The following is a 26537-nucleotide window of genomic DNA, read 5'->3' on the forward strand; positions in this document are numbered from 1 at the left end:
CGCTGATTACATCTATGTATTAGTCTCTGTTGGCGGCAATTCCGGAATGGCGAGGCGACTTGCATCTTTTACACGAACGGAAGCTAAATCACCCAATTTGCTTACTTATACCTATACAATTTCACCTTCTGAATATCCCATTCATTTAGCGGAATACGCAAGTGCCTGCCTTGATGGTCTTCGTCCCCGTTTAATCTTAAATTTGGCTGCCAGTTGCCGTTATTAAAAGTTCCGTTTTCTATAGCCAGAATACCGGTATTGTAAGCAGTATCAGTATAATAAAAATTGATGATAATGCCGGTGCCGCCTACTATGAATTCATCCGGTGCAGTTTGTATAATGATAGCGCCGGTGGCATCCCAAAGTGAATCGCCTTTATGCCCATTCCAACCAATTGTATTATCGTGCGATATTTTGAAAATGTAATTGCCAAAAGAGAGGGTGTCTGTTTCATTTTGTTTATCCAATAAAACACCGTCCATTTGCGAAGGGGTGCTTTGCATTATAAAAGGAGTCAGTTGTTGTAAAACGGAATAGCTTTTTTGCAAATTTTGAACAGCCTCTTCACTGCCTCTTTCAACAGCAAAAGGAGAGAAGCCAAGCGAATGATAATGACCAATGGTAAAGAATGCTTTTGCGGCATCCGAAGAATCGAAGCGTATCTCGGGAATGAATAAAGTATTGTTGCGCCTTGTGTACAAATCGCACCAGTATTTCGTATCGGGGTTATAAAAATCGGGCGATAAAAAATCAATATGCGGTGCTGCCATTTTCCAGATATCCATTACCTGTGGCAACGGACCAGCACTCGGATAATCGCCAGGTAACACGCCCGGGCGATTGAGTGCTGCATTTACATACATGGGAATATTGTATTCCTGCTTGCCTGCAGCGGCAACTTTATCTACATACGAAGCGTATAAGTATGCCTGGAATATTTCATCTGTTGCTAAGCCGTTTCCAAATACTTCTTTCCAGGTGCCTTTAGTTTTATAACTGCCTTTACTCCATCTTTCTTTTAACTCCGGAACAATGTTGTTTTGATGGTGCTGTAAATATTGCATAAGTGCTGCAGGTACTTGTCTATTAAATAACTGCAGGGCATCTTGCTGCGTTTCTTTTGCGGTGCTAAGCATGCCTACTTCGTTTTCTACTTGCACCATAATGACGGTTTGCCTGCCGCCATCTGTTGCCTTGATGTGTTTCATTAATGTAGCAAATGCTTTGCAATCCGCATCCAATGCTTCTTTGCTTAAGGCAGAAATAATCTCCATGCTTCTGCTTTCTTTACTAATGGTACGCTTAAAGCGTTTTGTATCTTTTTTCACCCATTCAGGAACATACACGCTCATGCTGTTTTTCCACGTACCAAACCAGAGTAAAACAAGGTGTATATTGTTGTTTGCAGCATCTGAAACCAGGCTATCTATCAGGGTAAAGTCAAATTTATTTTCTTCCGGTTCTATCAGCTCCCAATATACCGGCATTAGTACTGTATTTATATGCATTGCCTGCAGCTTACCCCATACCGGTTGCATAAATGCACGGCTGGAAGCACTGGAATTGCCTAACTCTCCACCGAGCATAAGAAAGGGCTTGTTATTTACAATCAATTGCCTGGTATTGCCATTCATTTGCAGGTGCGGTATGGAGGATTGCGCAATAGATGTAAGCGATAATCCAAAGGCAAAACATAGGAGTGATGACATCTTCCATTGGTGAAAAAGCACCCTTTTATAACAAGGTAATTTCCTGTTGATTATTGTATTTACTGCCATTGAAATCATAACAATGATTAAGGAATACCGGAGAAATTAAAACCACTTTTATTTGACGGATGCTTCAAATGGTGATGCAGGCAACCCTTCTTTATTATATAAATTGGCACCTTCAGGATTATCTGCCCATGCATACCTCACATATACAGGGTTAGTTACCAAATCATTCCATACCACTACTTTATCACCTTGAATAATAGCTTTTGCCCACACAAAATGTTTGTCTTTACCTGCAATGGAAAAATAGTGCAGTGAATCGCTTCCTTTTGCCATTAAACCACTGCCCATATTAGTAAAAGAAAGTATTAATTTATTGCCTTCCGTCTTTGCAGATTGCAACACAGGTCCTGAATAAACAATGTGCTTTTCACCATACGCAAGATGTGCTGCCTGCAACGCCAACCGCTTGCCTGCATCCTGCTTATCGAGTGGATGAATATCATTCCATTCTCCCAGATCTATTGCTACTGCCATGCCGGTGCCAGGTACAGCTAAAGTGTTGAGTTGTGCCTGCCGCAATGCAGCCCAGTTACTTTCTGCAGGTGTTCTTTTTGCTTCCATAAAGTTGGGAAGCTGTACATAAATAAATGGAATGTTGGCTTTGTTCCAATGTGTACGCCAGTCTGCAATCAGTGTTTTCATCAAAGCTTCATAATCGGCTGGATGACCTGCATTGGACTCGCCCTGGTACCACAATATACCTTTGATGGTGTACTTGGTTAATGGGGCTATCATCGCATTGTACAAGCCTTCCGGCTTCCAGCGAATAAAAGTTTGCGAAGGCAGTGCATTCATCGTAGCACCTAATTTATATTTCCATGTACCATCTATATCAAGGGTATCTTTACCGGCAATCAGTGCATACGTTTTATCCGGCACAAAGCCACCTTTGTCGGCATTGCTGATAACCCTTACTACTATTTCATTCCTGCCTTCTTTCAACACACCTGCCGGTATTACATAACGGCGTGGTGGATATTGATAACTCGTTGTACCTGCAAATTGTCCATTTACAAAAACAGAATCGGCATCTACAATTCTACCTACAATCAATCGCACAGGTTCACCAATAAAAGCGGCAGGCACTTCCTCTGCTTTTCTAAACCATACAACCCCATTTACATTGCCTAAAGGTCCATCTGCCCAATAGCCGGGAATATTCATTGTTTGCCAGTCAGCATCATTCATATCAGGACTTTGCCAGTTGTTTTTGATGCCTTCATCTTTTTGATGCAGTGTGTTATACCAATTGCTGCTTACGCTTCTATCATGTGCTTCTATTTTATGAATTAAGCTGCTATCTTTAAATTTTTGCGCTTCGTTGTAATAGGCAGGGAATTTTTTCAATCCTTCTTCACTTATCCACGCTTCGGCTGGCGAGCCACCAAGTGCTGTGTTAACGATGCCTACAGGTACCTTGTATTTGTTATAAATATCCCTGGCAAAAAAATAAGCAACGGCAGAAAATTTTAAAATGTTCTCCTTAGTTGCCGGAAGCCATTGTCCGTATGCTACATCCTCGTTGGGATGATTAAAGTTGTATTGGTCGGGGACTTCAAATTGGCGGATATTGGTATTATTGGCGTTCTCTATCACATCAGGATATTTATCTTTTACCCGCTCCATCGTTAGTTCCATATTAGACTGGCCGGAGCATACCCATACATCTCCAAACAGCACATTTTTTATGGTAACGGAGTTATTGCCATTGAATGTAATATCGTACGGGCCGCCGGCTTGCTGTGGCGGCAATTGCAGCAGCCATTTGCTATCTTTACCGGCAGTAGTTTGGTATTGTTTTCCATTAAAATTAACTGTTACCTTTTCATTTGGCGAAGCCCGGCCCCACAGCTTTATTTTGATATCCCGTTGCAATATCATGCCATCACTTATAAGTTTTGGCAATTTTATTTGGCTATAAGTGAATGAGTAACCGCTAACAAGCAACAATAAGAGCAAGTACAAACGTTGGTAATACATACAATCCGTTAGTAGTTTGAGGAACTAAAGTAAAGAAAATTTATAGATTGTAACCGATTGCAAATCTTTTCCAAAAAAAAGCTATTTTCGTTTACCACAATTGTATTGCTACGCCAACATGCTGCAAAAAGAAGTTACGATATACGATATTGCTCAAAAGCTCAATATTTCCAGTGCCACCGTAAGCCGGGCATTGAACGATGACCCGGTAGTGAGTAAAAAAACAAGGAAACGTATTTTTGATGCAGCAGATGAAATGGGCTACCGCCTCAACCATTTTGCCCGTAATCTCCGTAGTCAAAAAACAAATATCATTGGCGTAATTGTGCCGCGGCTCAACAGTTATTTTATGTCTGCTGTCATTTCGGGTATAGAGCAGGTGGCTAATAGTGAAGGGTATAATATCATCATCAGCCAATCGGCAGAACAGTGGGATAAAGAAATTGCTAATGCTAAGACGATGTTCAACAACCGCGTGGATGGTTTATTGGTTTCATTAGCATACGATACTAAAAATATTGCGCACTTTGAGCCGTTTTTCAAACGAAATATCCCGGTGATATTTTTCGATCGTGTGGAAGAACATAATAGCAGCACCAATGTGCTGATTGATAATAAACGCGCAGCTTACGAAGCTACTAAGCATTTAATTGAGGAAGGCTGTAAACGCATTGTACACATTACTGCAATACCCAAACGAAATGTATATACCGACCGGCTTGCCGGCTACAAACTGGCGCTTGCGGAACATAAGATAAAGTTTAAAGAAGAATACGTAGTTATCAGCAACCTGGGGCAGGAAGATGGCGCGAAAGCCGCAGAAAAAATACTTCATATGCAGCCACTGCCCGATGGTGTTTTTGTTGCGAATGACAACTGTGCAGTTGGGTGTATGGTAGCATTGAAAAAAGCAGGCATCCGCATACCGCAAGACATTGCTTTTGTTGGGTTTAATAACGATCCGGTGGCTACGGTGGTAGAACCTAACCTTACCACGGTTAATTATCCCGGCTACCAGATAGGCGCAGTGGCTGCCCGCAATTTAATTAATCATTTAAAAGGAGCGCCTATGTACACCACCGATAGTATTATTCTTAAATCGGAACTGATTATAAGGAATTCTTCTAAGAAAAGTGCTTCATAAAACATTTACAATAAAAAACCAAATACAACATGCTGGCTTCTTCCATTGGTAAATGCTTCTTTTATCCGGCTTTATTCATTGCTGCCGTTGCATCAACGGGTTGCAATGGTAACAATGCTGTAACTAATAGTAGTGATACTGCGCAGGCAAAAAGTGCTGCTGATTCTACCACTTATTTATCACAGCCGTTAGTCACCAATATGTACATCGCAGATCCGTCGGCGCATGTGTTTAACGGTACCGTTTACATTTATCCATCGCACGATACCGATACTGGTGCGCCCGAAAAAGATGATGGTTCACACTTCGACATGCGGGATTATCATATCTACTCTATGGATAGTATTCCCGGACCGGCAATTGACCATGGTGTTGCTTTGGATATAAAAAATATTCCCTGGGCAAAAAGGCAACTGTGGGCACCTGATGCTGCCTTTAAAGAAGGCACCTATTATTTGTACTTCCCGGTAAAGGATAAGCAGGATGTGTTTCGCATTGGCGTGGCAACGGGTAGTTCGCCGATTAGTCCTTTCAAAGCGCAGCCCAACCCTATTGAAGGGAGCTTTAGTATAGACCCTGCTGTGTTTATGGATGATGACAACAATGCGTATATGTATTTTGGTGGTATCTGGGGCGGGCAATTGCAGCGCTGGCAAAGTGGCAAATACGACTCCACTGCAGGGCAGGAACCAACAGACACAAACGCTGATGCATTAACTGCAAAAGTGGCAAAAATGAGCAAAGACATGCTGCATTTTGATGGTCCGGTGCGCGATGTGGTGATTGTAGATGAAAACGGCAAGCCTTTGAAAGCCGGCGACCACAACCGCCGCTTTTTCGAAGCTTCCTGGATGCATAAATACAACGGTAAATATTACTTCTCTTACTCCACCGGCGATACACATAATATCTGCTATGCTATTGGTGATAATCCATATGGTCCATTTACTTACAAAGGCATTATTTTATATCCCGTGCAAGGCTGGACCAACCATGAATCTATTATATCCTTTAAAGGCAAATGGTACATCTTTTATCATGATACGCAGCTTTCGGGCAAAACGCACCTGCGCAATGTGAAAGTGGCAGAGTTGCACTACAATCCGGATGGAACAATTGTGCCGGTAAGGACTTATACGGGTGGAAAATAGTGGATGAATAGCACACGCCTGCCTGTCGGCAGACAGAGAGGACAGGGATTGAAAGTATGGAAAGGATTTATTTTATGTAAAGCCTGTTGGATTATTAAGCCTGCATAGACTACACATACTTACTCACAGGAAAGCACATAAAAGTTATTATCAGCAGCATCAGTTTTTATCAGGTAATACATTGTTTCAGTTTTATATTGTAACCGATTGTAATAATTATCCTGCTTTTAAAATAAATAAACATGGCAGCGAATGAGAATAAAATAGCTATTGTAACGGGCGGTGGCTCGGGTATTGGGCTGGCAATTGCAGAAAAATTTGTGGCAAATAACATTACCACCGTCGTTATTGGAAGAGATGAACAAAAGTTACACGCTGCCAGGGAAAAACTCGGTGATTTATGCGTGCCAATGCCGTGCGATTTAAATGATTTAACTGCTATACTTCCTTTGGTAAAAAAGATTGTTGAACAATTTGGCAGGATTGATATTCTGGTAAACAATGCCGGCATCAACCAGAAAAAAGATTTTACTGAAGTAACGAACGAAGAGTTTCAGCGCATTTTATTAACGAATGTAACGGCTGTGTTTGTCCTTTCAAGAGAAGTAGTGAAATGTATGTTGGAAAAGGGGAGTGGCGTTATCATCAACATCAGTTCCATGGCATCGCAATACGGCATACCTAAAGTGATTGCTTACACCGCTTCTAAATCTGCTATTGAAGGCATGACGAAAGCTATGGCAACAGAGTTATCGCCCAAAGGCATCCGCGTAAATTGCATTGCACCCGGTTTTATTGCTACCGCCATGTCGGCTAAAGCCTTAAATACCGACCCAGAAAGAAGAGACAAGGCACTGGGAAGAACACCGATAGGCTTTTTAGGCGAGCCATCCGACATTGGCGATGCAGCCCTTTTTTTAGCAACCGATGCCTCCAGATATATTACCGGAACCGTGTTGCGCGTGGATGGTGGCAATGCCATTGGTTTTTGATACTCTTTCAACTTAAAACATCACAAAATGCTGCTTATTTCACATTGATTTTAAACACCTGCAAATAATCATTATTCACAGCAACCAATACCATTTTTTCGTTTTTGGCATTTATAATCATCTTCATATCTTTTACATCGCCATTAATGATAAAGCCGCTTTGCGCAGGTGGTACATAAGTAAAAGTTTTATCCTTGTTGCCTTTTAAAAAACAGCCGTAAGAAGCATCGTATCTGCCGGTCATTACTTCTGTCTGGTATTCGTTGCCGGCAAGCAACAGATCATTGATGCCATCGCCATCTGCATCGGTACATACAATAGCGTTCACCGGTGCAAACTGTGCTTCTATGGGCAGTGCGTGCATCACAAATTTGCCATTACCGGTATTCTCTATCCAGCAGCTTCGCGCTTCGGTACAAGTATAGGTTTGCAGGTCTTTTTTATCATTAAAAAGGTTATCTACTGTTGCTGCTGCATAGTCTTTATTCAGCAAAAAAGCTTTCTTTACACCAGGCACCTGCTCGGCAAGCTGGTCGCGGCTGAGCGATGGAAACAAAGCTCTTTTGCCTTCTTCATTTTTGATGTAGTAAAAGAGCACCGGGTCAATGCTGCCATTGTTATCTATATCTTTTGCATACAATTGCATCGGGTATTGCGGTGTGATATGATAATGATTGTTTAACCCTAAATTACCGGCAACAAAATCTATGTCGCCATCCTTATCTATATCCGTGGCCATAAGACTTCGCCACATACCATCCATATTTTGCAAGCTGCTTTTGTCTGTTACTTCTGTGAGTTTTGCACCCACATTTTTAAAGAAGCGTACCGGCATATATTCGCCTGCAATCACCAGGTCTGGGCGCTTATCATTATCAAAGTCGGCCCATGTTGCGGCTGTTATCATTCCAGCTTGTTGCAATGCAGGGCAAACACTGCTGGTAACATTGGTAAAGATGCCTTTGTTGTTTTGTAAAATATAACTGTGCGGCGATAATGGATATTTTTTAGACACTCTGCCACCAATAAAAATGTCTTCATCACCATCGCCGTCGTAATCGCCGGCAGTAATGCATCCGGCTATCGTTCTTACAGCATCAGGAATGGCATGGGGATTAAAACTGTAATTCCCTTTACCATCATTCAAATATAAGCGTGGCTTGTAATACACCGATGTATCGGCATACCGCATATCGCCATAAGTAACTAATAAATCGAGGTCGTCATCACCATCTGCGTCAAACAATATACTGCCTTCATCTTCCTGCATTTTGATGCTGTCGGTTAATTTCTTTGCAGCAAAAGTGCCATTGCCTTGCTGTGTAAATAATTGTCCTGAAAAATTGAAAGCGCCACCAATGTAAAAGTCTGTTGCACCATCCTTATTAATATCGCCGGTGGAGATAAAAGGTCCTAATTGTGAAAACTTTTGTGGCAACAAACGCTGGTTGCCATAATCGTAATAAGATACATCGGTATGCTTGTATTGAATGTTTGCTGCGGTTGTAGCGCTGGTAAATAATAAGTTTGCTGGTTTTGGAGTAACGGGCTGCGGCTGCATAGCATTGCGCTGGTATAATGTATACACCGAATCGGCTTTTACCTGGCGTATTACCTGTTGCAGGTTATTGGACCAGACAACTATTACGGAATCGGGCATTGCATTTTTGCCTGTTCCAAACAACAGTTTTTTATCTACAGAAGATAGATAGCCCCGCACCGGAAATGCTTCCTGCACCTGCGCCTTACCTCCTGCATACACATATACTTTTGCCCCAAAACCGTCTTTGTTTAAGCTATCGCCCTGTAGCATAAAACTGATGCTATGGTTAGTAAGCGGTTTGTTTTTTTCAATCGTATGATTAATAAAAACAAATGCTTCTTTATTAATATTGTTTACTACCATATCGAGATCGCCATCATTATCCAGATCGGCATACGCTGCACCGTTGGAAATAGAAGACTCGTTGATGCCTGCTGAGTCAGAAATATCTGTAAAAGTGTAATTGCCATTGTTGAGATATAAATAATTGGGCAACGCCACATGCTTCAGCGATACTAACTTTTCTTTCATCAGCCTTTTTGCTTCCTCCATATTGGAGGTACTGTTGCCCAGGTTTTGGTTGAACTGCACAAAATCGGCATTAATGAAATCGCGGCCAATGCCATTGGTGATGTGTATGTCTTTATAGCCATCGTTATTAAAATCTGCCAATAGCACACTCCAGCTCCAGTCGGTTTCGCTGATGCCGGCTAGTTGCCCTATCTCACTAAAAAAGGGTATTATGGTATCGCTTGCAGTGTAAGTGCCATTGTTAAGCTGCAACATATTGCGGGCAAACTCCGGCGAATATCCTAAATTTCTTTCTGCCTCGTAGCGGTCATAATTCATGAACGAAAAGGTCAGTTTTTTGCGCGTATTGTCTTCCGGCATCATATCCAGCGTAGCAAAATCAATGAGGCTATCGTTGTTAATATCTGCCGCATCGCAGCCCATGCTGCTGTAGCTCTGGTGTTTGGTAGAGAGGTCAAGGGTGTTGGTAAAAGTGCCGTTTTTGTTATTCAGCCATAGCTCATCATTCGATACAAAATCGTTGGCTATATACATATCGGGCCATCCATCGTTATTAAAATCACTTACCGTAACACCCAATCCATATCCGTCTTCTTTAATGCCGGCTGCCATAGAAACATCTGTAAAAGTAGGATGTCTCCCACCTTTTGCATCGCCATCGTTGCGGTACAATTTATCGTTGGCAGGCGAGCGGCCGCTTAAGTTTTTGGGTAAAATATAATTAGCAGAATACGAGGCATTCAGGAGGTAGTTCACCAAAAACATATCCAGATCGCCATCCTTATCATAATCAAAAAATACCGCCTGCGTTGAATAACTGGTATCTGCCAATCCATAAGCGGCAGCCTCTTCTTTAAACGTGTTGTTGTGTTGATTAATAAAGAGCAGGTTGGCGGTACGCACACTTAAATTTTTACCATACGTGCATACATACATATCTTCGTAGCCATCGTTGTTAATGTCGGCTACACTTACGCCGGTTGCCCATGTGTTGGTAGCTACGCCTGCTTGTTGTGTAATGTCTTCAAAATGGTTGTTGCCTTTATTCATATACAACTTGCTGCTCACCTGGTTGCCGCAAAAGAAAATATCTTTCAAGCCATCATTGTTTATATCAATGATTCCCACGCCACCGCCCATGTAGGCAAACTCATTCAATGCCTCACCGGGCATTTTAGCTTCATTAATAGTGTTGTTGAAGGTGATACCGCTTTCACTGCTCGGTAGCGCAGTAAACATTTCAGCAGTACGATGTTGACGGCAGGCGCACAGCACAATCAACATAATACATATCAGAAAGGGGTAGGCAACACTTGTTTTCATCAGATCGTGTTCTATAAAATGGCTGTTTAACCCTTTCCTTTTTTTAAAGAAGAGGCTCTTATAATGAGTTCCGATTTAAGGGTAATCGTGCTGGTGATATTCAGGTCTGTAACGCCATTCAGGTGGTCAATCAATTTTTGCCCGGCTACTTCACCCATTGTAAAACCATTATAATTAATGGTAGTTAGCTTAGGATCGGTTACACGGCTTACCGCATCGTTGTTAAACCCGGCCACTGCTATGTCTTGCGGTATGCGTATGCCGGCATCTTTAAGTGTTTGCATACAAAGGGCAGCACTGATGTCTTTTGCTACAAAGATTCCATCCGGCAACGGATGCATATGTAGTATCTTTTTTGCTGCCTGTACGCTTGCTTCTTCGCTCAGGTCGTTGGTGATAACATAATCCTCATGTAAAGTTATGTTGTTGTCAGCCAATGCCTGCTGGTAGCCGGCAAGCCGCTCGGCATATACATTTCTGATAAGATTGCCGGTAACATGCACAATGCGTTTGCAGCCCTGCTCTATTAAATGCTGGGTAGCGGTGTAGCCGGCTTTGTAGTTATTAATAATCACCTTGGTGCTATTGCTTCTTTCATCTACGCGGTCAAAGAAAATAACAGGGATATTCTTTTCGATGAATGAATTGAAATGTGATAAATCGGTAGTATCGTACGCCAATGAGGCGATGAGCCCATCCACTCTCTTATGGAAGAGGTTCTTGGCTGCGGCTACTTCTTTTACTGCCGATTCGGAAGAGTGTCCGATAATGATGGTGTAGTTGGCTTTAGTAGCGGCTTTTTCTATGCCTGCAATCGCCGATGTAATGAAATTACTGTTCAGTTCATGCACAATCACACCAATGATATTCGTGCGCTGCGTTCTTAAATTAGAAGCAAAAGTGTTATGCCGGTAGCCAAGTTCTGCTGCAAGATTCACCACCTTACTTCTGGTAAAAGCACTGATGGAAGGATTGTTCTTGAGTGCCCGGCTAACGGTAGCAGGAGAGACACCCAACTGCCCTGCAATGTCGTAAATAGTAATTTCTCTGTCTTGGTTCAAACAATTGAATTGAGGTAATAAAAGTAATAAAAAACTTTTTTGAAAAAAATGACGTAATCGGTTGTTATAAACGGAAAGCTTTTCTACACTAGCAAAATAGGTAGATAAATATTGAATATTGCTTGCTTAAGGATGGATCAGGTGTGGAATTACGGCTGTGTTTGCCTGTTGAATATTTTGCAGTACTGCTAATACCATTTAGGTTACATTTTGCGAGATGTTGTATCTTATTCTTTATATGTATGGATGAGTAAAAGCAGTTAATAAAACCCCGGTAACTTTTCTCCAAATTATTTCTATTCCCATTCCTGCGAAAGCCTGTACTGTCAGATTAAATACTGACTATTATATATAAACAGCAATCAAACAAGTAATCAATCATTCCTCACTGTAGCCATTATTTCCTGTTTTTCTTTTCACTCAAACTAAACTCCGCCAAAGATGTACAAAGGCTACAAATATTTTTAAAACAACAGCGGCTATGAAAATAGCCGCTGTTGTTTAGAATAAGATCTGGCTATTACTTAAGCAACGGATTAGCTGCAATTTCGCTCGCCGGAATCGGGAAAAAATCAACCTGACTTGGTTTGGGATCAGGCCTGATAGATGGATAATAGCCTCTTTTCCTCCATCTTAAAATATCAATATTATTAATTTCTTCACCAGCCAACTCTACTGCACGTTCATGCATTACAGCGGCTATTGCCTGCTCTTTAGTATTCAGTGTAACAGGCGGCATATTCACATCGGGGCGTGCACGCACTTCGTCAATATATTTTGCTGCATTCGCCGGCGTGCCAACTTCAGCTTCACACTCTGCAAGCATCAGTAACACATCGGCATAGCGAATCACTCGCTGGTTGATGCCACTACCAAGGTTAGAAGGGTCATTAATCCAATCTAATTTTGAATATTTGCGATATACTCTTCGCTTAGATATGCCATTCTTTGTACTGGGTGCAACATTCATATCGGTTTCGGTAAGTATATGTCCTGGTACTGTGCCTTCCATAGTTAAAATAGCATCTCCCGATTCATAAAAAGTATATTTATATCGCGGATCGTTCGCTTCAAATTCATTGAGTGTTTGATCCGAAGGAATTACATTACCCCAAACTATGCCATACTCCTGGCTACGCACGGTGCTCGCATCTGCTGTAGGGCCTTCGCCGGTATAACCCCAATTAAAACCGCCGGTTCCTTTATCATAAAAAGCAACTTCAAAAACAGATTCTGAATTAAACTCATGTCCAGTAGTTGCTTGTACTCCACCAACCATAATATCCCCATCAAAATTGTCGGAAAAATGAGGTGCCAGGCTATATTTACCATACACTTGCATAAGCGCAGTTTTGGCAGCCGCATAATCGCCATTCTGCATCTGTACCCTCCCCAGCAGCGCATTGGCTGCACCTTTGGTGGCACGTCCTTGTTGTGCCTGAGTATCGGGTAGTTTTGCAACAGCGTCAGTGAGATCGCTAATGATTAATGTATACACATCAGCAGCAGGTGATTGGGCTTTATAGCCATCGGCAGTGGAGATAGGTTCTGTGTACACTGGCACATCGCCCCACTGGGATACCAGTTCAAAATATGCCCATGCTCTTAAGAACTCAGCCTCTCCAAGCGTTACATCTCTTAAAGCCGTATTATCGGTTACGTTGGGTGCCTGGGAAATAACAAGATTAGCACGGTTAATCATTTGATAACAGCCGTTCCAAACACTCGTCATCACTGAATTGGACGGGGCAGGAGAGGCTTGTTTCAACAACTCGGCTCTTGGTGCTTCTAATTGAGCGCCACCGGGTGCGGTTTCGCTCCCTCTCATATCGTGGGTAAAAAACCATTCGCGTCCCATCAGGTTGCCGCCACGCAGGCTGGAATATACTGCATTAACGCCCTGTTGTAATTCTGTAGCCGTCTTAAAATAGCTGTCAGTAGTCGGATTGTTTTGATCCGTTACTTCCAGCTTTTTATTACAGGCAACAATAACCGCTACCGCCAGTGTTGTTCCGGCAAGCATCAGGCTTATATTTCGCTTTATACTATTTGGTTTCATCTGTTTAATTTTTATTTGTTATGTTTAAATGGAATTCACCAATAAACATCTATTCCTATAAATAGAGGTTTATTTTCTTTTCATAACATTATTAGCTTTCGTTTTTAAAAATTTACATTAATACCTACCTGATAGCCTTTTGGCTGTGGATACACCGCATAATCGATACCGTTGGTTAAATTTGACCCGGTGCTGAATGTTCTGTTACCTACTTCCGGATCGTAGCCAGAGTATTTGGTGAATGTAAGTATATTCTGAGCCGATACATAAATGTTGAGGTTCTTTACCGTTCCTTTTGTAAGCGATTGTAAAGCGCTGTTTGGCACATTATAGCTAAGTATCACATTCTTCAGGCGCAGATACGAGCCGTCTTCAATAAAACGTGTGGATGGGCGCGCGTTGTGGTTCGGGTCCGAAGATGCTGCACGTGGAATATTCGTATTTGTATTATCAGGCGTCCATGCATTCAGCACCTGTGTGCCGGCATTAAAGAAACGGATCATACCTTCCGTAGCAGTGCGGGTGGCATTATAAATCTTATTGCCTTGCACGCCCTGAAAGAATACAGTAAGGCCAAAACCCTTATAGTTTGCGCCCAGGTTAAGAGAATAGGAAAACTTAGGGATAAAGCTGCCTAAAAACACACGATCTTTTGAGTCGATAACTCCATCTGCATTCTGATCTTTGAATTTAAGATCACCGGGAGAGGTTTGTGGTTTAGTAGGGTCCGGATCATAAACCTGTGTTGCATGTTTCTGAATTTCCTCCTGGCTCTGGAAAATACCCTCTACCTCCCAGCCGTAAAATGATTGAACCGCATATCCTGGCGCCGTGTTGGTAGCATTCTCTCCTTCTGTAAAATCAGCATCCGATCCGGCTTCAATATTAGAAACACCCGGTGCTAAGCTTAATACTTTGTTCCTGATAATGCTGAGGTTACCCATCGCATTCCATGTAAAATCGCCCTGCCTGTCGTTATAACCTAATTGCATTTCAAATCCATTGTTTCTCATGGAGCCGGCATTGGTGATTACACTACTGTTTATATAACCCATTGACGGAGGCAACGGTACTGCCAATATCAGGTTATCTGTTTTACGTTGGTAATATTCTAAAGAAAGTGTAATCGCATTCTTGAGCAATCCAAGGTCCAATCCAATATTTAACTGTTTGGTCGTTTCCCATTCCAGGTCTTTGTTTCCCAGGCTTTGTATAGAAGAAGCCGGACCACTGGTTATCACATTGCCAAATGGGTAATAGGCACTGTTGGCACTTACACTTGCCAGCCACGGCGTAGCACCTAACACCGCTCCGTTAAGACCCGTAATTCCGTAGCCTGCGCGCACTTTCAACTCGGAAATTTTGGATTGGTTTTTCATGAAATCTTCCTGGTCTATCCTCCAGCCTACAGAAGCCGATGGAAAGGTCTGCCATTTGTTGCCCGGTGCCCAGTATGAACCACCATCACGACGAACAGCGCCGTTCAACAGATATTTGCCTTTATAATCGTAAGTTAAGCGACCAATATAAGATACAATGTTGAGGTTTGTTACCAGTGTTTGAACAGATACATTACTTGCATTGTTCAACGTCTTCAAATCATTGGAAGCCTGGTTTCCGCTTGCGTTCTCGGTTTTTATTTTTTGTCCCTGATATTCATATACAGCAGTCGCGTTCAAATGATGATCGCCAAACGTCTTATCAAAAGTAAGTTGCTCGGTGTACAACTGTACAGCAGAAATGCTCCTGTTATTGGTGATGGTAGCCAGTATGGAACTGGAACCGGCAACAGTACCGCTGTCATTGAATATGGGTGCAAAGCGATAGTCTAATCCGTTGGAATAATCCATACCGAAGGTGGAGCGGAAACGTAACCATTTTGTGAAATTAATATCTAAATAAGCCGTTCCCAATACTTTAACGGTGGTTCTGTTTCCTGCATTTTTTACAACTGCATCTTCTACCGGGTTGGTGGGGTCGCCGCCATCCAGCACAGAGTTTACGCCCCTGAACCCATCAGAAGTAGTAGGATCATATACCGGCATGTAAGGCATCATCCTGATGACATTTAATAAGTTCGTCCGTGAGCCGGTTGCATTATTGTCGTAATCCTGGTCTCCGTAAGCAATGTAGAGGTTTTCTCCAAAGGTGAATGCCTTGCTGATATTGTGTTCTGAATTAATACGGAAATTATAACGCTTGTATCCTACAGTAGGCGCCGTACCTGTTTGATCTAAAAATCCGGCAGAGGCATAGAAATGGGAAATATCATTTCCGCCGCTCACGCCTATGTTTGTTTGGGTCATATTGCCTTGTTTAAAATAGGCATCCTGCCAATCGGTTACATTGTTGCCATAGGTAGTAGCAGCGCCCTGGTATATAGGTGTGTTAACCCACGGAACATCGCGCCTGCCTACTTTGCTTCCACGGTAAGCGATTGCATACTGATCGAATTGTTCGGGATTTAACAGGCTTAATCGCTCATTAACATTCTGAATACCATAATAAGAGCTTAAGCTGACATTCATTTTTCCATCTCTTCTGCCTTTTTTGGTAGTAATCATGATTACACCATTGGTCGCCCTTGAACCATAAATAGCGGCAGTAGAAGCATCTTTCAAAACATCTACCGATTCTATATCCCTGGTATCAATGGCTGAAAGATCACCAGTAGGAAATCCATCTACAACATATAACGGATTGGAGGCATAAGAGATAGAACTGATACCTCTGATGGTAACAATCGGTTCTGTTCCAGGGCTGCCGTTGTTAGTTACCTGCAAGCCTGCCACACGACCTTGCAATGCCTGCTGTACACTTACAGAAGGAAGCTCATTCAGGGTTTTGTTGTTAACAGACGAAACGGCACCGGTAACAGCTGTACGTTTTTGCGTACCATAACCTACCACAATTACCTGGTCAAGCTGGGAGTTGGAGGCAGCTAACGTAACCGTTATGTTGCTCTCGTTGCCTACCGTAACTTCTTTATTTACATAACCTACATAGCTGATAACCAATACCTTTCCTGATGAAACAGAAATACTGAACAGACCGTTTTCATCGGTAGTCGTTCCTGTATTTGTTCCTTTTATAGTTACGGAAGCAGCGGAAATCGGTTTCCCTGCTTCATCTGTGACCTTTCCGCGTACCATGGAAGTTTGGGCATTGGCAACCATTACCCATAAAAGCAGTAAGCAGCAAATAGCCAGTTTTTGTATGGTGGCCATATACCTGGCTTTTCGTTTTTTAGTTTTTTCGATCATTATAATCATAAGATTGGTTTTTGAGGTTTTTATTGAGATAAACGGGAAAATATTAGCGGAAAAGGCTGTACGCACTTCTCCGTAAAGCAGTGATTTTAGGATGTATTCATGTGGTTGTTTTGGGATTGTGTATCAATTTTATTTTACTAATGCTTTTTGCCCTGCATCTTCAGGCACGGTTTGCTACGGATATATTCCCGGTAAATACAGTAAAAACCAAGTGCTATTCAAACAAATCAAATAAAACAATGCAGAACCAAATTCCTAAGCAGCTATATTCTTAAAAAACAGTAGCAATCGCACAAGCAACAATTGTCAATCGGATGCTAAAGATAGAAAACTATTTAACATTTATGCAATCGGTTACGAAATTTTTTAAAACTCCATCTGTTTCGGAAAATAAACAGTTGGAAGTTTTTAAAAAAGGAATGAACAAGTAATGGTGGTACTTTCCCCGGAAGTAAAAAAGGGTAGCGGGAAATATAAACAGGCAGATAGATGTATAAAGGCGCCGCCCGCAAACAATTATTATCGCCCCGTAGCCTGGTGTAATCGAATGCTGCTGATTGTTTCATGTTTGAATTGCAAATGCAGCTTCCGATCAACAAAAACAGGTAAGCGGCTATTTTATCAGGGTTATGGAGCGGGTACATTTTATTGATGTCAGCCCGCTTTATCATAATCATACTTTCTTTATCAACCGCTGGAAGCCCAGGCGTTAGAGAATAAAAGTCTTTCTCTTGTAAAGCAAAAATGAATTATAACTGCAACGTATTTGCCTGATAGTAAATGCAGGGAAAAGGGAAATAGTCCTGCTCTATCTGAAAGAATAACTATCCCATTAAACTAAGCCAATGCCGGATGTCGTGCTTGCTTTTATTCACTTTTGCTTGCAAGCGCTCCAACCATTCTTCTTCCTTGCCTGCTTCATAATATAAATCTTCGGCAGTGAGGTGCGGGTATTCTTTTTTCAGGTGTTCTTTGGCTGCCTGCCAATTAATTTGTTTATTATTGTCTTCCATAATTTTTGCTTTTATAAGTAGATGAAACAATCTTTATTCAAGTGTATTAAGCTTCATTTATACTTTAATAGTTTATATTGTTTTGTTTTAGTTCTGCATACGTTACGCTATTATTATTTGCAGTTTTCAAACCAATATCTTGCCTGTTTTTAGCTTTATAATATGTTCAAAAATAAAAGGGAAGCACAGCTTCCCTTTTATTTATACTAATGCTTCTGCTTTAAATCCTGCTTTTTGCACTGCTTTTATTACTTCCTCCTGTCCTGCTTTATCTATATATACAGTAAGTATTTTCTTTGGGCTAGCAGTATCCACCTGCCAGTTGCCTTCACCAACGGCGGCATTCAATGCCGGTGTAACTTTTGCCACACAGCCGCCGCAATTGATATTTGTCTTTAGTGCTATCGTACTCATCTTTTCTATGTTTTACTTGTTATAAAATGTCTTTAATAAATGACTCGTTTTCACTATTATTTATGCTCCTTCGTGTTCTTTGTGCCTCCGTAGTTCATCAAAGAACCTTACAACTTCTTTGTTCTTAACCGCAAACTGTTGGTGACCACACTTACAGAGCTCAATGCCATTGCGGCTCCTGCAATCATAGGATTTAATAAGAAGCCATTTACCGGATATAATACACCTGCTGCAATGGGTATGCCGATGAGGTTGTAAATAAATGCCCAGAACAGGTTTTGCCGGATGGCAGCAACGGTATATCTGGATAATTGTATCGCTTTTGGAATCTTGGTAAGATCGGAAGAAATGATGGTCATTTTTGCTACATCCATGGCTATATCGCTGCCCTTACCCATCGCGATGCTAATGTCGGCCTGCGCCAGTGCATTGCTATCGTTAATGCCATCACCCACCATCGCTACTACTTTTCCTTGCTGCTGTAGTTCCTTTACAAAATCGGCTTTATGTGCCGGCAACACTTCTGCTTTGTAATGTGGAATGCCTGCTTTAGCTGCAACCGCTTTGGCAGTGCGCTCGTTATCGCCGGTAAGCATATACACTTCAATACCTGCGTGTTGCAACTGTTGTACGGCTTGTATAGAAGTATCTTTAATGGTATCTGCAATGGCTATGGCAGCCAGCGCATTTTCTTTATCGGCAAACCATACAACCGTATATGCTTCTTCCAGCCATTGTGCTGCCTGCTGTTTTAATTCATCCTGAATGTGAATATGGTGCGACTGCATCATTTTAGGACTGCCTACAAAATAATTGTTGCCCTGGTATTGTACCGCTACGCCTTCTCCGGTGATGCTTTCAAAAGCATCCAGCGTTACTTTTTGGGGTGCGGCGGTAGCCAAATATTTCACTATTGCTTCTGCCAGCGGATGCTCTGATGGAGATTCTATACTGTACAACAGGTGCGATAATTCTTTTTGTGCAGCATCTTTTTTCCATGCAACGTCCGCTACAGCAGGTTTTCCTTCAGTAATAGTACCGGTTTTATCGAGCACAATGGCATTTACCTTTTTTGCCAGTTCCAGACTTTCCGCATCTTTTATCAAAATACCATTTTCGGCACCTTTGCCCACGCCCGCCATGATGGCTGTTGGTGTAGCCAGCCCCAAAGCACACGGACAAGCTATTACCAACACCGTAACCATTGCCAGCAAGCCTTGTGTGAAGCCACTTTCGCCACCCAGTATCACCCATGCAATAAGGCTGGCAACTGCAATTAAGATGACTATCGGAACAAAAACAGCGGCAATTTTATCAACCAGCTTTTGTACCGGTGCTTTGCTGCCTTGCGCCTGTTGTACCATTTTGATGATTTGGGCTAACACGGTATCGCCGCCTACTTTATCGGCTGTAAACTGAAAGCTGCCTTTTTGGTTGATAGTGCCTGCAAATACTTTATTACCCTTTGCTTTTTCTACGGGTATCGGCTCGCCGCTGATCATGCTTTCATCTACAAAGGAATTGCCGGTTGTTACTGTCCCGTCCACGGCTATTTTTTCACCTGGTTTTACTAAAATCGTATCGCCGATTTTTACGCTGGCTATCGGCATCTCCATTTGATGACCACCGGCATGAACAATCGTTACTGTTTTAGGCTGCAAACCCATCAGTTTTTTAATGGCCGATGAGGTATTGCCTTTTGCTTTTTCTTCCAGCATTTTGCCCAATAATATAAAAGCAATCACTACTGCCGATGCTTCGAAATATACATGCGCATGTAAGCCTTTGCTTTGCCAATAGTCGGGGAAAAGTGTATTAAAAACACTAAATAAATAAGCCACGCCGGTACTTAATGCCACCAGTGTATCCATGTTGGCAGAGCGATGTTTTAACTGCTTCCAGGCGCCTGTAAAAAATTGCTGTCCAAATAGTAATACTACAGGTGTAGCCAATGCCCACATGATGTAATTGGCATAAGGCATGTTCATTAAAAACATACCGATAATAACAAGCGGCACTGATAATATGATGGAACTAACAGTTCGCTTTCTTAACTGTTCATACTTTTTGCGATGCAGTGCTTCCAGTGTGTCTTTCGCAGCTTCGCTTTCATCAATCATCAGGTCGTAGCCTATGCTTTGCAAGGCTTCCTTTAGTTTTTGTGCATTGATAATAGTAGGAATATATTCCACCTGTGCCGTAGCATTGGCATAGTTAACGGCTACGTTTACTACGCCGGGCTGATTCTCCAGAATGCTTTGTGAAGAAGAGGCGCACGATGCACAACTCATATTGAGTACCGGAAAAATTTTCTTTACCGTATCTACATCATAGCCTACATCGCGGATGGCTTTTACTGCCTTTGGGAGCACTTGGGCAGCATCATCTGTGCTGATGACTGCACGGTTATTATTCAGTTCTACTGTATGCTTTTTAATGCCTTTTATCTTACCTAATTCCTTATCCACAATCAGGGCGCAATGCTCGCTTTCCACACCCTCTAAAGGGATAGTAACGGCGTTATCATATTCATTCGCCATAACCATTCTATTTAATAACGCAAAGCTACGATTGTGCTAGTCCGTTATTATTACACAATTATGGATAAGATTTACAGATGTTTTGGATTATTTTATAGCACATGCCGGCAGATACAGGAATTATACGGCTTGTATGAACGTATAAACAGGAGGTGGGGAATAAAAGCTTTAATTAACAGCTGGTATGCAAAACTGTTCACGCTTTTAGAATGAGGGCTATTAGGATTGTAAGGAAAAGAAGTATAAATAGGTTACTGTTCTTCTTTGTGTCTTTGTGCCGCCGGGTTCAACATCTATTCAGATTTTATCCAGCGGCCTGCGGCGTACGCCACCCATCTTCTTGAAGTGGCTTGGCGTAAGCCCGGTTATTTTTTTAAACTGCCCCGATAAATGGGCTACGCTGCTGTAGCCTGATTGATATGCAATTTCGCTCAGGCTCAATTCATCATACACCAGCAGTTCTTTTACTCTTTCTATCTTTTGGTTAATAACATATTTTTCAATCGTAATACTTTCTACTTCGGAGAATAAAGCGCTCAGGTAACTGTAATCTTTATGCAGTGCTTTGGAGAGTATGTCGGAGAAGTTGTGTTTATTATCCGCATCATCATGATGAACATGTTCAATGATAATGGTTTTCATTTTTTCAATGATTTTTTTCCTGTTGTCGTCTAATAATTCAAAGCCTACGCCGGCCAGGTTTTTATGTAGCTCTTGCAACTGTATTGCTGTTGTATCATCGGGAATTTCTGCTTCGCCCAGCACTACAAAAGAAGGTACAATATGTAGTTTTTCCAGCTCTTGCTTTACCACCAGAATACAACGGTCGCAAACCATATTTTTTATAAAGAGATGCATATAACAAAGGTAGGCTGAACGGAGATTGTATGTGATGGGGTAGAGGAGATGGAACGGGAAATATAATATTGTTCCATTTTAAATGGCGTTGAACCAATTATTGTAATAATATGTTTTGAGAATGCCCGGATGCTTCTCTTAACCTAAGCCATTGCGCAGCGAATAGCACAATAAGTACAACACTTTTTGCTGTGGCAACCTGTGAATAGCGGAGGTTAAAGTATGCCGGCAATAAAACATTTGCTTGCCTACATTTTGCCCTGTTCATCCCGCCAATACCATACAATCCCGGTTCGGATTATGTGCTTCTGATAAACGCCTCTGCCAGTGCGTGCCACTGCAATTTTGATAAACCATGCTTGGCGCTTAATCCAACCACTGCATTGCGTGCTTTATCAATCAGCGATGCTGCTGCTTCGTTAGGTTCAATATTACGGTCGTACACCGAAGCGGTTACCGTTGTTCCTTCGCGTGTTATTACAAAGGTGCTGGTAGATTGGGCTGAATAAAAGTGAGCAGTATGGTCGTTAGCCGTTTTCGGATTAGCAGCCGGGCGTACCCTCAGGGCAATACTGTCCACATCGTTTTCATGTACTTCTTTTATGGCTTCCACACTTGCCCAGTCGTAACCTTCACCAGCACTGCTGCCCGGGCCGGTGATATCAATTCTAAAATGGTCGCCAGGTTGTGCAAAACGGTCCACTTCATTGCCGTTTTCATCCGTAAGTTGAAAATCGGTGCTCAGCTTGCCGGTTATGTTGCCCCAGTTATGCACATACAGCAGCCGCTCGCGGGCTATAGTGTACAATGCACGGGCTTCCTGCACGTTATTCATTACGGCCACTGCTTCGGCAGTAATGGCTTTGCCGTCGGTATTATCTGGTATCAGTCCGGTGTAGTTCTTTTCTTGCATAGGCTATCTGCCGTAAAGTTTGTGCCACTATTAGCCGGGCAGCAGTTTTTTTGTAAAAAGCAACAGGTGGCTTCTTCAGAAATTGTACATCTACAAGGCGTTAATAGCTGTGCGATTAGAATTTTTTTCAAATGCTGAACAAACCGGGTAAGTGTACGAGTTTCAATTCCTTCATGGTACAATTAAAAGCAATTAGACTACGCAAATACACTCGTTGGCAGTCATGGCAGCGTGAATTTATAAGATTTGTAACTTCAGACTCTATGGCAACAGCAAACATTATACGTGAACTTGAACGGTTGCCACTGACAGACAGACTTCTGGTTATTGAGCGGACAGTAAAATCAATCCGAACTGAAAAGGAAAAAGTACTAAAACATGCAGTTGACAGCCTCTATGACGACTACAAGACAGACAAAGGGCTAACTGCATTTACTCAACTTGACACAGAACCATTCTATGAAACAAGGTGAAATCTGGCTTGTTTCGCTTGCCCGACGGTTGGTGCAGAAATAAAAAAGACCAGACCTGCTATTGTTGTAAACGACAATACACTTGGCAGACTACCTCTGAAAATTATTGTTCCGGTAACGGATTGGAAAGACAGATATGCTGTTGCGCCTTGGATGGTAAAAATAATTCCTGACCGACAGAACAAGCCTACGAAGGACTCATCAGCGGACTGTTTTCAAATCCATTCAGTTGCTGAAGAAAGATGCGTAAAAAGGCTTGGTCAGGTGGCAATGACACTATGGACAAAATTCGTAAAGCCTTAACCACAGTTCTCAATATTGAATAGCCACGAACTGCCACTAACATGAACTGTGTAAAAAACGAAATTAATTTGATGGTTTAGCAGAGCAATAATTTGGTTGATACAAGGTATTGGTTTTTACAACGGCAAATACCTGTTTGAGCAGTTTGTTACATACTGCTATTAAAGCTGGTTTACCCGGCTTTCCTTTTGCTCTCCATCACTCATACAAGGCTTTACAAGCTACATTGGTTTTGATAGCGCTCATGGCACACATGTACAGAATATCACACATAGGCTTGCCTCCCTTTTTACAGATTTTAGTTCTACCGTTTATGCTGGTGCCACTGCTGTATTCTCCTGGACTTAAACCGGCAAAACTTATCAACTGCCTATAGTTATGGCTATAGCGAAAGCCTTGTGTAAAGATGATGAGCATGGCGGCAGCTCTTTTTCTAATGGCAGGATGGTTTCAAAGCCTTTGTTGTTATTGCCCACCCGGACATGGAAGATATTACCCGGATTATTCTGACAGGCAACATCAAGTGTGTTTTGTGATACATCAATGCCACAGCATAGTTTTTCGTTTTTCATACCAGTTAGATTTTAATTGATGAAAAGTTGTAGTTTTAAAGTACAGGAATAAAGGAAGAACAAGCTCTTATACTGTGCTATCTATCCTGATACACACTTTTGAACAAAGTATAGTGAACTGTTCAGCATCGGGTAAGAAAAGGAGCGGTGGTAATCATGTTGTGAAGGCTTACATGCCTATAAGGGTTGAGCATCTTATTCCGCTCCCTTGTTCTTTCAATTATCTCTTCACTTTCTATTATTGACTTTACTGAAATGTAAACATAGGATAGGGTTTGCTGCCATAGCAGGGCGACGAACTTGTGCTGAACAATAGAATATTATTAAACAACATATCTTTATCCAAGCTGACGTGCAAGCCTGCCGCTCCGGCAGCAAGCCCTCAACGTTGGCGGTATTTTTTCAGCAACACACCTCAATTCAAAGTTTTGACCTACTTTTTGGAAGTTTTTGATTTTTGTAATTACTTTGTAATAACAATTGAATATTTATGGAACTTTCGGTTATAAACATTGGAAACTCAAAAGGAATTCGACTTTCTAAGACAATCCTTGAAAAATATAGCATCGGCGACAAAGTTGAATTAATCCTGGAAAAAGGTTATATCATCCTTAAACCTAAAGCTGAACCGAGAAAAGGTTGGGACAAAGCATTCAAAAAAATGCACGAAAATGGTGACGACCAACTTTTAATGGATGATGTTTTTGAAGATGAAAATTTTGAGGAATGGAGCAAGTAAACCAGTACGACATTGTGTTGGTTAACCTTGACCCAACGATTGGGAGTGAAATGAAAAAGACGAGGCCTTGTGTTGTCTTGTCGCCAAATGAAATGAATACATATCTGCAGACAATTGTCATTGCACCAATGACAAGCAGTTCAAAACCTTATCCGACAAGGATAGAAGTAAGACATAAAACAACAAAAGGTTGGATTGCAATTGACCAGATACGAACAATTGACAGGATGCGGATTGTGAAACGTTTTGAGACACTGACCGACAAAGAGATTGAAAAAGTAAAAAACATAATTCAAGAAACGTTCGTGGACTAATCTGCCGCCAACAAAGGGTTTGGCAAAAAGCTGGCTGACGAAACGCTACATCAACTTTTGTTTCGCTATTTAGCTTCAGTAATCGGCACGACATTATAAATTTGGCAACAGTAATAACAATGTTCAACATAGTAACGTCGCGTGCGTTTCAATTCCATTATGGTACAATTAAAAGCCAAAGGTGGCTTCCCGATAAGTTTCAATAACCCCCGTTTCAATTCCATCATGGTACAATTAAAAGCTATCCATAAGATTTTTCCAACCAAACCAAAACATGTTTCAATTCCATCATGGTACAATTAAAAGTGGCTGCCAGTGCAGTCGTATTACTGCTTACATTACTATGTTTCAATTCCATCATGGTACAATTAAAAGTTCGATAAAGGAACGGAGTTTGACCGCCGCCCCGCTGTTTCAATTCCATCATGGTACAATTAAAAGATAATTTCAGCATCGGCTTTGATTTTATCTGGGATAGTTTCAATTCCATCATGGTACAATTAAAAGTTTGTTGAGTGGTTGGCATCGTATGATTAAAATAAGTTTCAATTCCATCATGGTACAATTAAAAGCAGGGAAGTAAACAGGGTGCGGTGACCTCTCATATGTTTCAATTCCATCATGGTACAATTAAAAGTAACCCATTTGCGTGCATCCACTACATTTTCCACGAGTTTCAATTCCATCATGGTACAATTAAAAGTTCACTAATGGAGCCAGCACAGCTACCGGAACTGCATGTTTCAATTCCATCATGGTACAATTAAAAGCATCATATCCGGAATAACCTGCATTGCCGCTTTGGTGTTTCAATTCCATCATGGTACAATTAAAAGTGCTGTACTCATATTTGAAGATGATGCTGTACTGCAGTTTCAATTCCATCATGGTACAATTAAAAGTACGAACAACAGCACGTATCGTTATGTGTTTTATAAGTTTCAATTCCATCATGGTACAATTAAAAGAAGAATAGCATGAGAACGCCTTATAAGTTCAACATGGTTTCAATTCCATCATGGTACAATTAAAAGACATGCAAGAACAACTACACCTGCTGCTGTAGATGTGTTTCAATTCCATCATGGTACAATTAAAAGCAGCTTGCATTATTTTAGAAATTACAGCATCACTAATGTTTCAATTCCATCATGGTACAATTAAAAGTATGCCTGCGGGAAGGACGATGGCGCCTACAAGGATGTTTCAATTCCATCATGGTACAATTAAAAGTAAGTCCGATGGCTTATTTACGAATACCGCCCACGTGTTTCAATTCCATCATGGTACAATTAAAAGAGTTTCTAATCTCCACGCCATCGCTGGACAATATGGTTTCAATTCCATCATGGTACAATTAAAAGCGAACGGGTTTTTTATTCTCTTCCCACCCATATTGTTTCAATTCCATCATGGTACAATTAAAAGGGAAAGCTGAAGTAGCAAATCTTACCAGGAACATTGGTTTCAATTCCATCATGGTACAATTAAAAGTCTGTAAAGGGTTGTTCCGTGAAGTACGATCATGAGCGTTTCAATTCCATCATGGTACAATTAAAAGACT

At 41.5% G+C, this 26537-nt stretch carries 19 protein-coding genes and 1 CRISPR repeat array (1 of these 20 only partly in view); of the genes, 6 read left to right on the forward strand and 13 right to left on the reverse strand.

What is annotated here, in order from left to right:
- Positions 1-101 precede the first annotated feature (101 nt).
- Complete coding sequence (locus tag FC093_RS16345; RefSeq protein ID WP_206106596.1) at positions 102-1709, reverse strand: GH35 family beta-galactosidase; 1608 nt, start codon at positions 1707-1709, stop codon at positions 102-104.
- A 117-nt stretch (positions 1710-1826) separates the two neighbouring features.
- Positions 1827-3683, reverse strand: a complete 1857-nt coding sequence (locus FC093_RS16350; RefSeq protein ID WP_240743337.1) for a sialate O-acetylesterase — start codon at positions 3681-3683, stop codon at positions 1827-1829.
- A gap of 193 nt (positions 3684-3876) precedes the next feature.
- Here FC093_RS16350 and FC093_RS16355 point away from each other — a divergent pair, with 193 nt between their 5' ends.
- The 3 genes from FC093_RS16355 to FC093_RS16365 all read left to right on the forward strand — a co-directional run bounded on the left by FC093_RS16355 (position 3877) and on the right by FC093_RS16365 (position 7045).
- Complete coding sequence (locus FC093_RS16355; RefSeq protein WP_137262882.1) at positions 3877-4902, forward strand: LacI family DNA-binding transcriptional regulator; 1026 nt, start codon at positions 3877-3879, stop codon at positions 4900-4902.
- Between the two features lie 29 nt (positions 4903-4931).
- Positions 4932-6053, forward strand: a complete 1122-nt coding sequence (locus FC093_RS16360; RefSeq protein WP_137262883.1) for a glycoside hydrolase family 43 protein — start codon at positions 4932-4934, stop codon at positions 6051-6053.
- 242 nt (positions 6054-6295) lie between these two features.
- Positions 6296-7045, forward strand: a complete 750-nt coding sequence (locus FC093_RS16365; protein WP_137262884.1) for an SDR family NAD(P)-dependent oxidoreductase — start codon at positions 6296-6298, stop codon at positions 7043-7045.
- Between the two features lie 34 nt (positions 7046-7079).
- Here the strand turns inward: FC093_RS16365 and FC093_RS16370 are convergent, their stop codons facing one another.
- The 9 genes from FC093_RS16370 to FC093_RS16410 all read right to left on the reverse strand — a co-directional run bounded on the left by FC093_RS16370 (position 7080) and on the right by FC093_RS16410 (position 22572).
- Positions 7080-10358, reverse strand: a complete 3279-nt coding sequence (locus FC093_RS16370; protein WP_170971122.1) for a VCBS repeat-containing protein — start codon at positions 10356-10358, stop codon at positions 7080-7082.
- A gap of 110 nt (positions 10359-10468) precedes the next feature.
- Complete coding sequence (locus FC093_RS16375) at positions 10469-11503, reverse strand: LacI family DNA-binding transcriptional regulator (RefSeq protein WP_137262886.1); 1035 nt, start codon at positions 11501-11503, stop codon at positions 10469-10471.
- Between the two features lie 520 nt (positions 11504-12023).
- Positions 12024-13562, reverse strand: coding sequence for a RagB/SusD family nutrient uptake outer membrane protein (locus tag FC093_RS16380; protein WP_137262887.1), 1539 nt, complete (start codon positions 13560-13562; stop codon positions 12024-12026).
- 104 nt (positions 13563-13666) lie between these two features.
- Positions 13667-16834, reverse strand: coding sequence for a SusC/RagA family TonB-linked outer membrane protein (locus FC093_RS16385; protein ID WP_137262888.1), 3168 nt, complete (start codon positions 16832-16834; stop codon positions 13667-13669).
- Positions 16835-17658: 824 nt separating this feature from the next.
- Positions 17659-17847 (reverse strand): CsbD family protein, encoded by a 189-nt coding sequence (locus tag FC093_RS16390; protein WP_137262889.1) that lies wholly within the window; start codon positions 17845-17847, stop codon positions 17659-17661.
- Between the two features lie 201 nt (positions 17848-18048).
- A complete protein-coding gene (locus tag FC093_RS16395) occupies positions 18049-18261 on the reverse strand; it encodes a heavy-metal-associated domain-containing protein (protein WP_137262890.1) in 213 nt (70 codons plus the stop codon).
- A 107-nt stretch (positions 18262-18368) separates the two neighbouring features.
- The gene (locus FC093_RS16400) at positions 18369-20801 is read right to left on the reverse strand and encodes a heavy metal translocating P-type ATPase (protein WP_137262891.1); all 2433 of its coding nucleotides are present in this window, start codon (positions 20799-20801) and stop codon (positions 18369-18371) included.
- A 297-nt stretch (positions 20802-21098) separates the two neighbouring features.
- Positions 21099-21659, reverse strand: a complete 561-nt coding sequence (locus FC093_RS16405) for a helix-turn-helix domain-containing protein (protein ID WP_170971123.1) — start codon at positions 21657-21659, stop codon at positions 21099-21101.
- Positions 21660-21957: 298 nt separating this feature from the next.
- Complete coding sequence (locus FC093_RS16410; RefSeq protein ID WP_137262892.1) at positions 21958-22572, reverse strand: hypothetical protein; 615 nt, start codon at positions 22570-22572, stop codon at positions 21958-21960.
- 476 nt (positions 22573-23048) lie between these two features.
- Between FC093_RS16410 and FC093_RS24620 the strand changes: the two genes are divergently transcribed.
- The gene (locus FC093_RS24620) at positions 23049-23348 is read left to right on the forward strand and encodes a type II toxin-antitoxin system PemK/MazF family toxin (protein WP_206106603.1); all 300 of its coding nucleotides are present in this window, start codon (positions 23049-23051) and stop codon (positions 23346-23348) included.
- A 198-nt stretch (positions 23349-23546) separates the two neighbouring features.
- On the opposite strand, the gene FC093_RS24625 is transcribed toward FC093_RS24620, so the two are convergent.
- Entirely contained in the window at positions 23547-23765 is a 219-nt protein-coding gene (locus tag FC093_RS24625; RefSeq protein ID WP_137262894.1) for a transposase, read from the reverse strand.
- On the reverse strand, positions 23711-23920 hold the full coding sequence (locus tag FC093_RS23815; protein ID WP_170971124.1) for a hypothetical protein: 210 nt from the start codon (positions 23918-23920) through the stop codon (positions 23711-23713). The genes FC093_RS24625 and FC093_RS23815 overlap by 55 nt, the downstream gene beginning before the upstream one ends.
- 490 nt (positions 23921-24410) lie before the next feature.
- On the opposite strand from FC093_RS23815, the gene FC093_RS16430 reads away from it, so the two are divergent.
- Together FC093_RS16430 and FC093_RS16435 are read left to right on the forward strand one after the other, a co-directional pair.
- Positions 24411-24659 carry an AbrB/MazE/SpoVT family DNA-binding domain-containing protein gene (locus FC093_RS16430; protein ID WP_137262895.1) on the forward strand — a complete coding sequence of 83 codons (249 nt, stop codon included), beginning with the start codon at positions 24411-24413 and terminating at the stop codon, positions 24657-24659.
- A complete protein-coding gene (locus FC093_RS16435; protein WP_137262896.1) occupies positions 24647-24973 on the forward strand; it encodes a type II toxin-antitoxin system PemK/MazF family toxin in 327 nt (108 codons plus the stop codon). Before FC093_RS16430 ends, FC093_RS16435 begins: the two co-directional genes overlap by 13 nt.
- 145 nt (positions 24974-25118) lie before the next feature.
- Positions 25119-26537: direct repeats of the CRISPR family, unit length 30 nt; unit sequence GTTTCAATTCCATCATGGTACAATTAAAAG (it continues 1521 nt past the right edge of the window).

Origin of the sequence: Ilyomonas limi, from assembly GCF_005233845.1 — a bacterium.
GTDB classification, from domain to species: Bacteria; Bacteroidota; Bacteroidia; order Chitinophagales; family Chitinophagaceae; genus Ilyomonas; species Ilyomonas limi.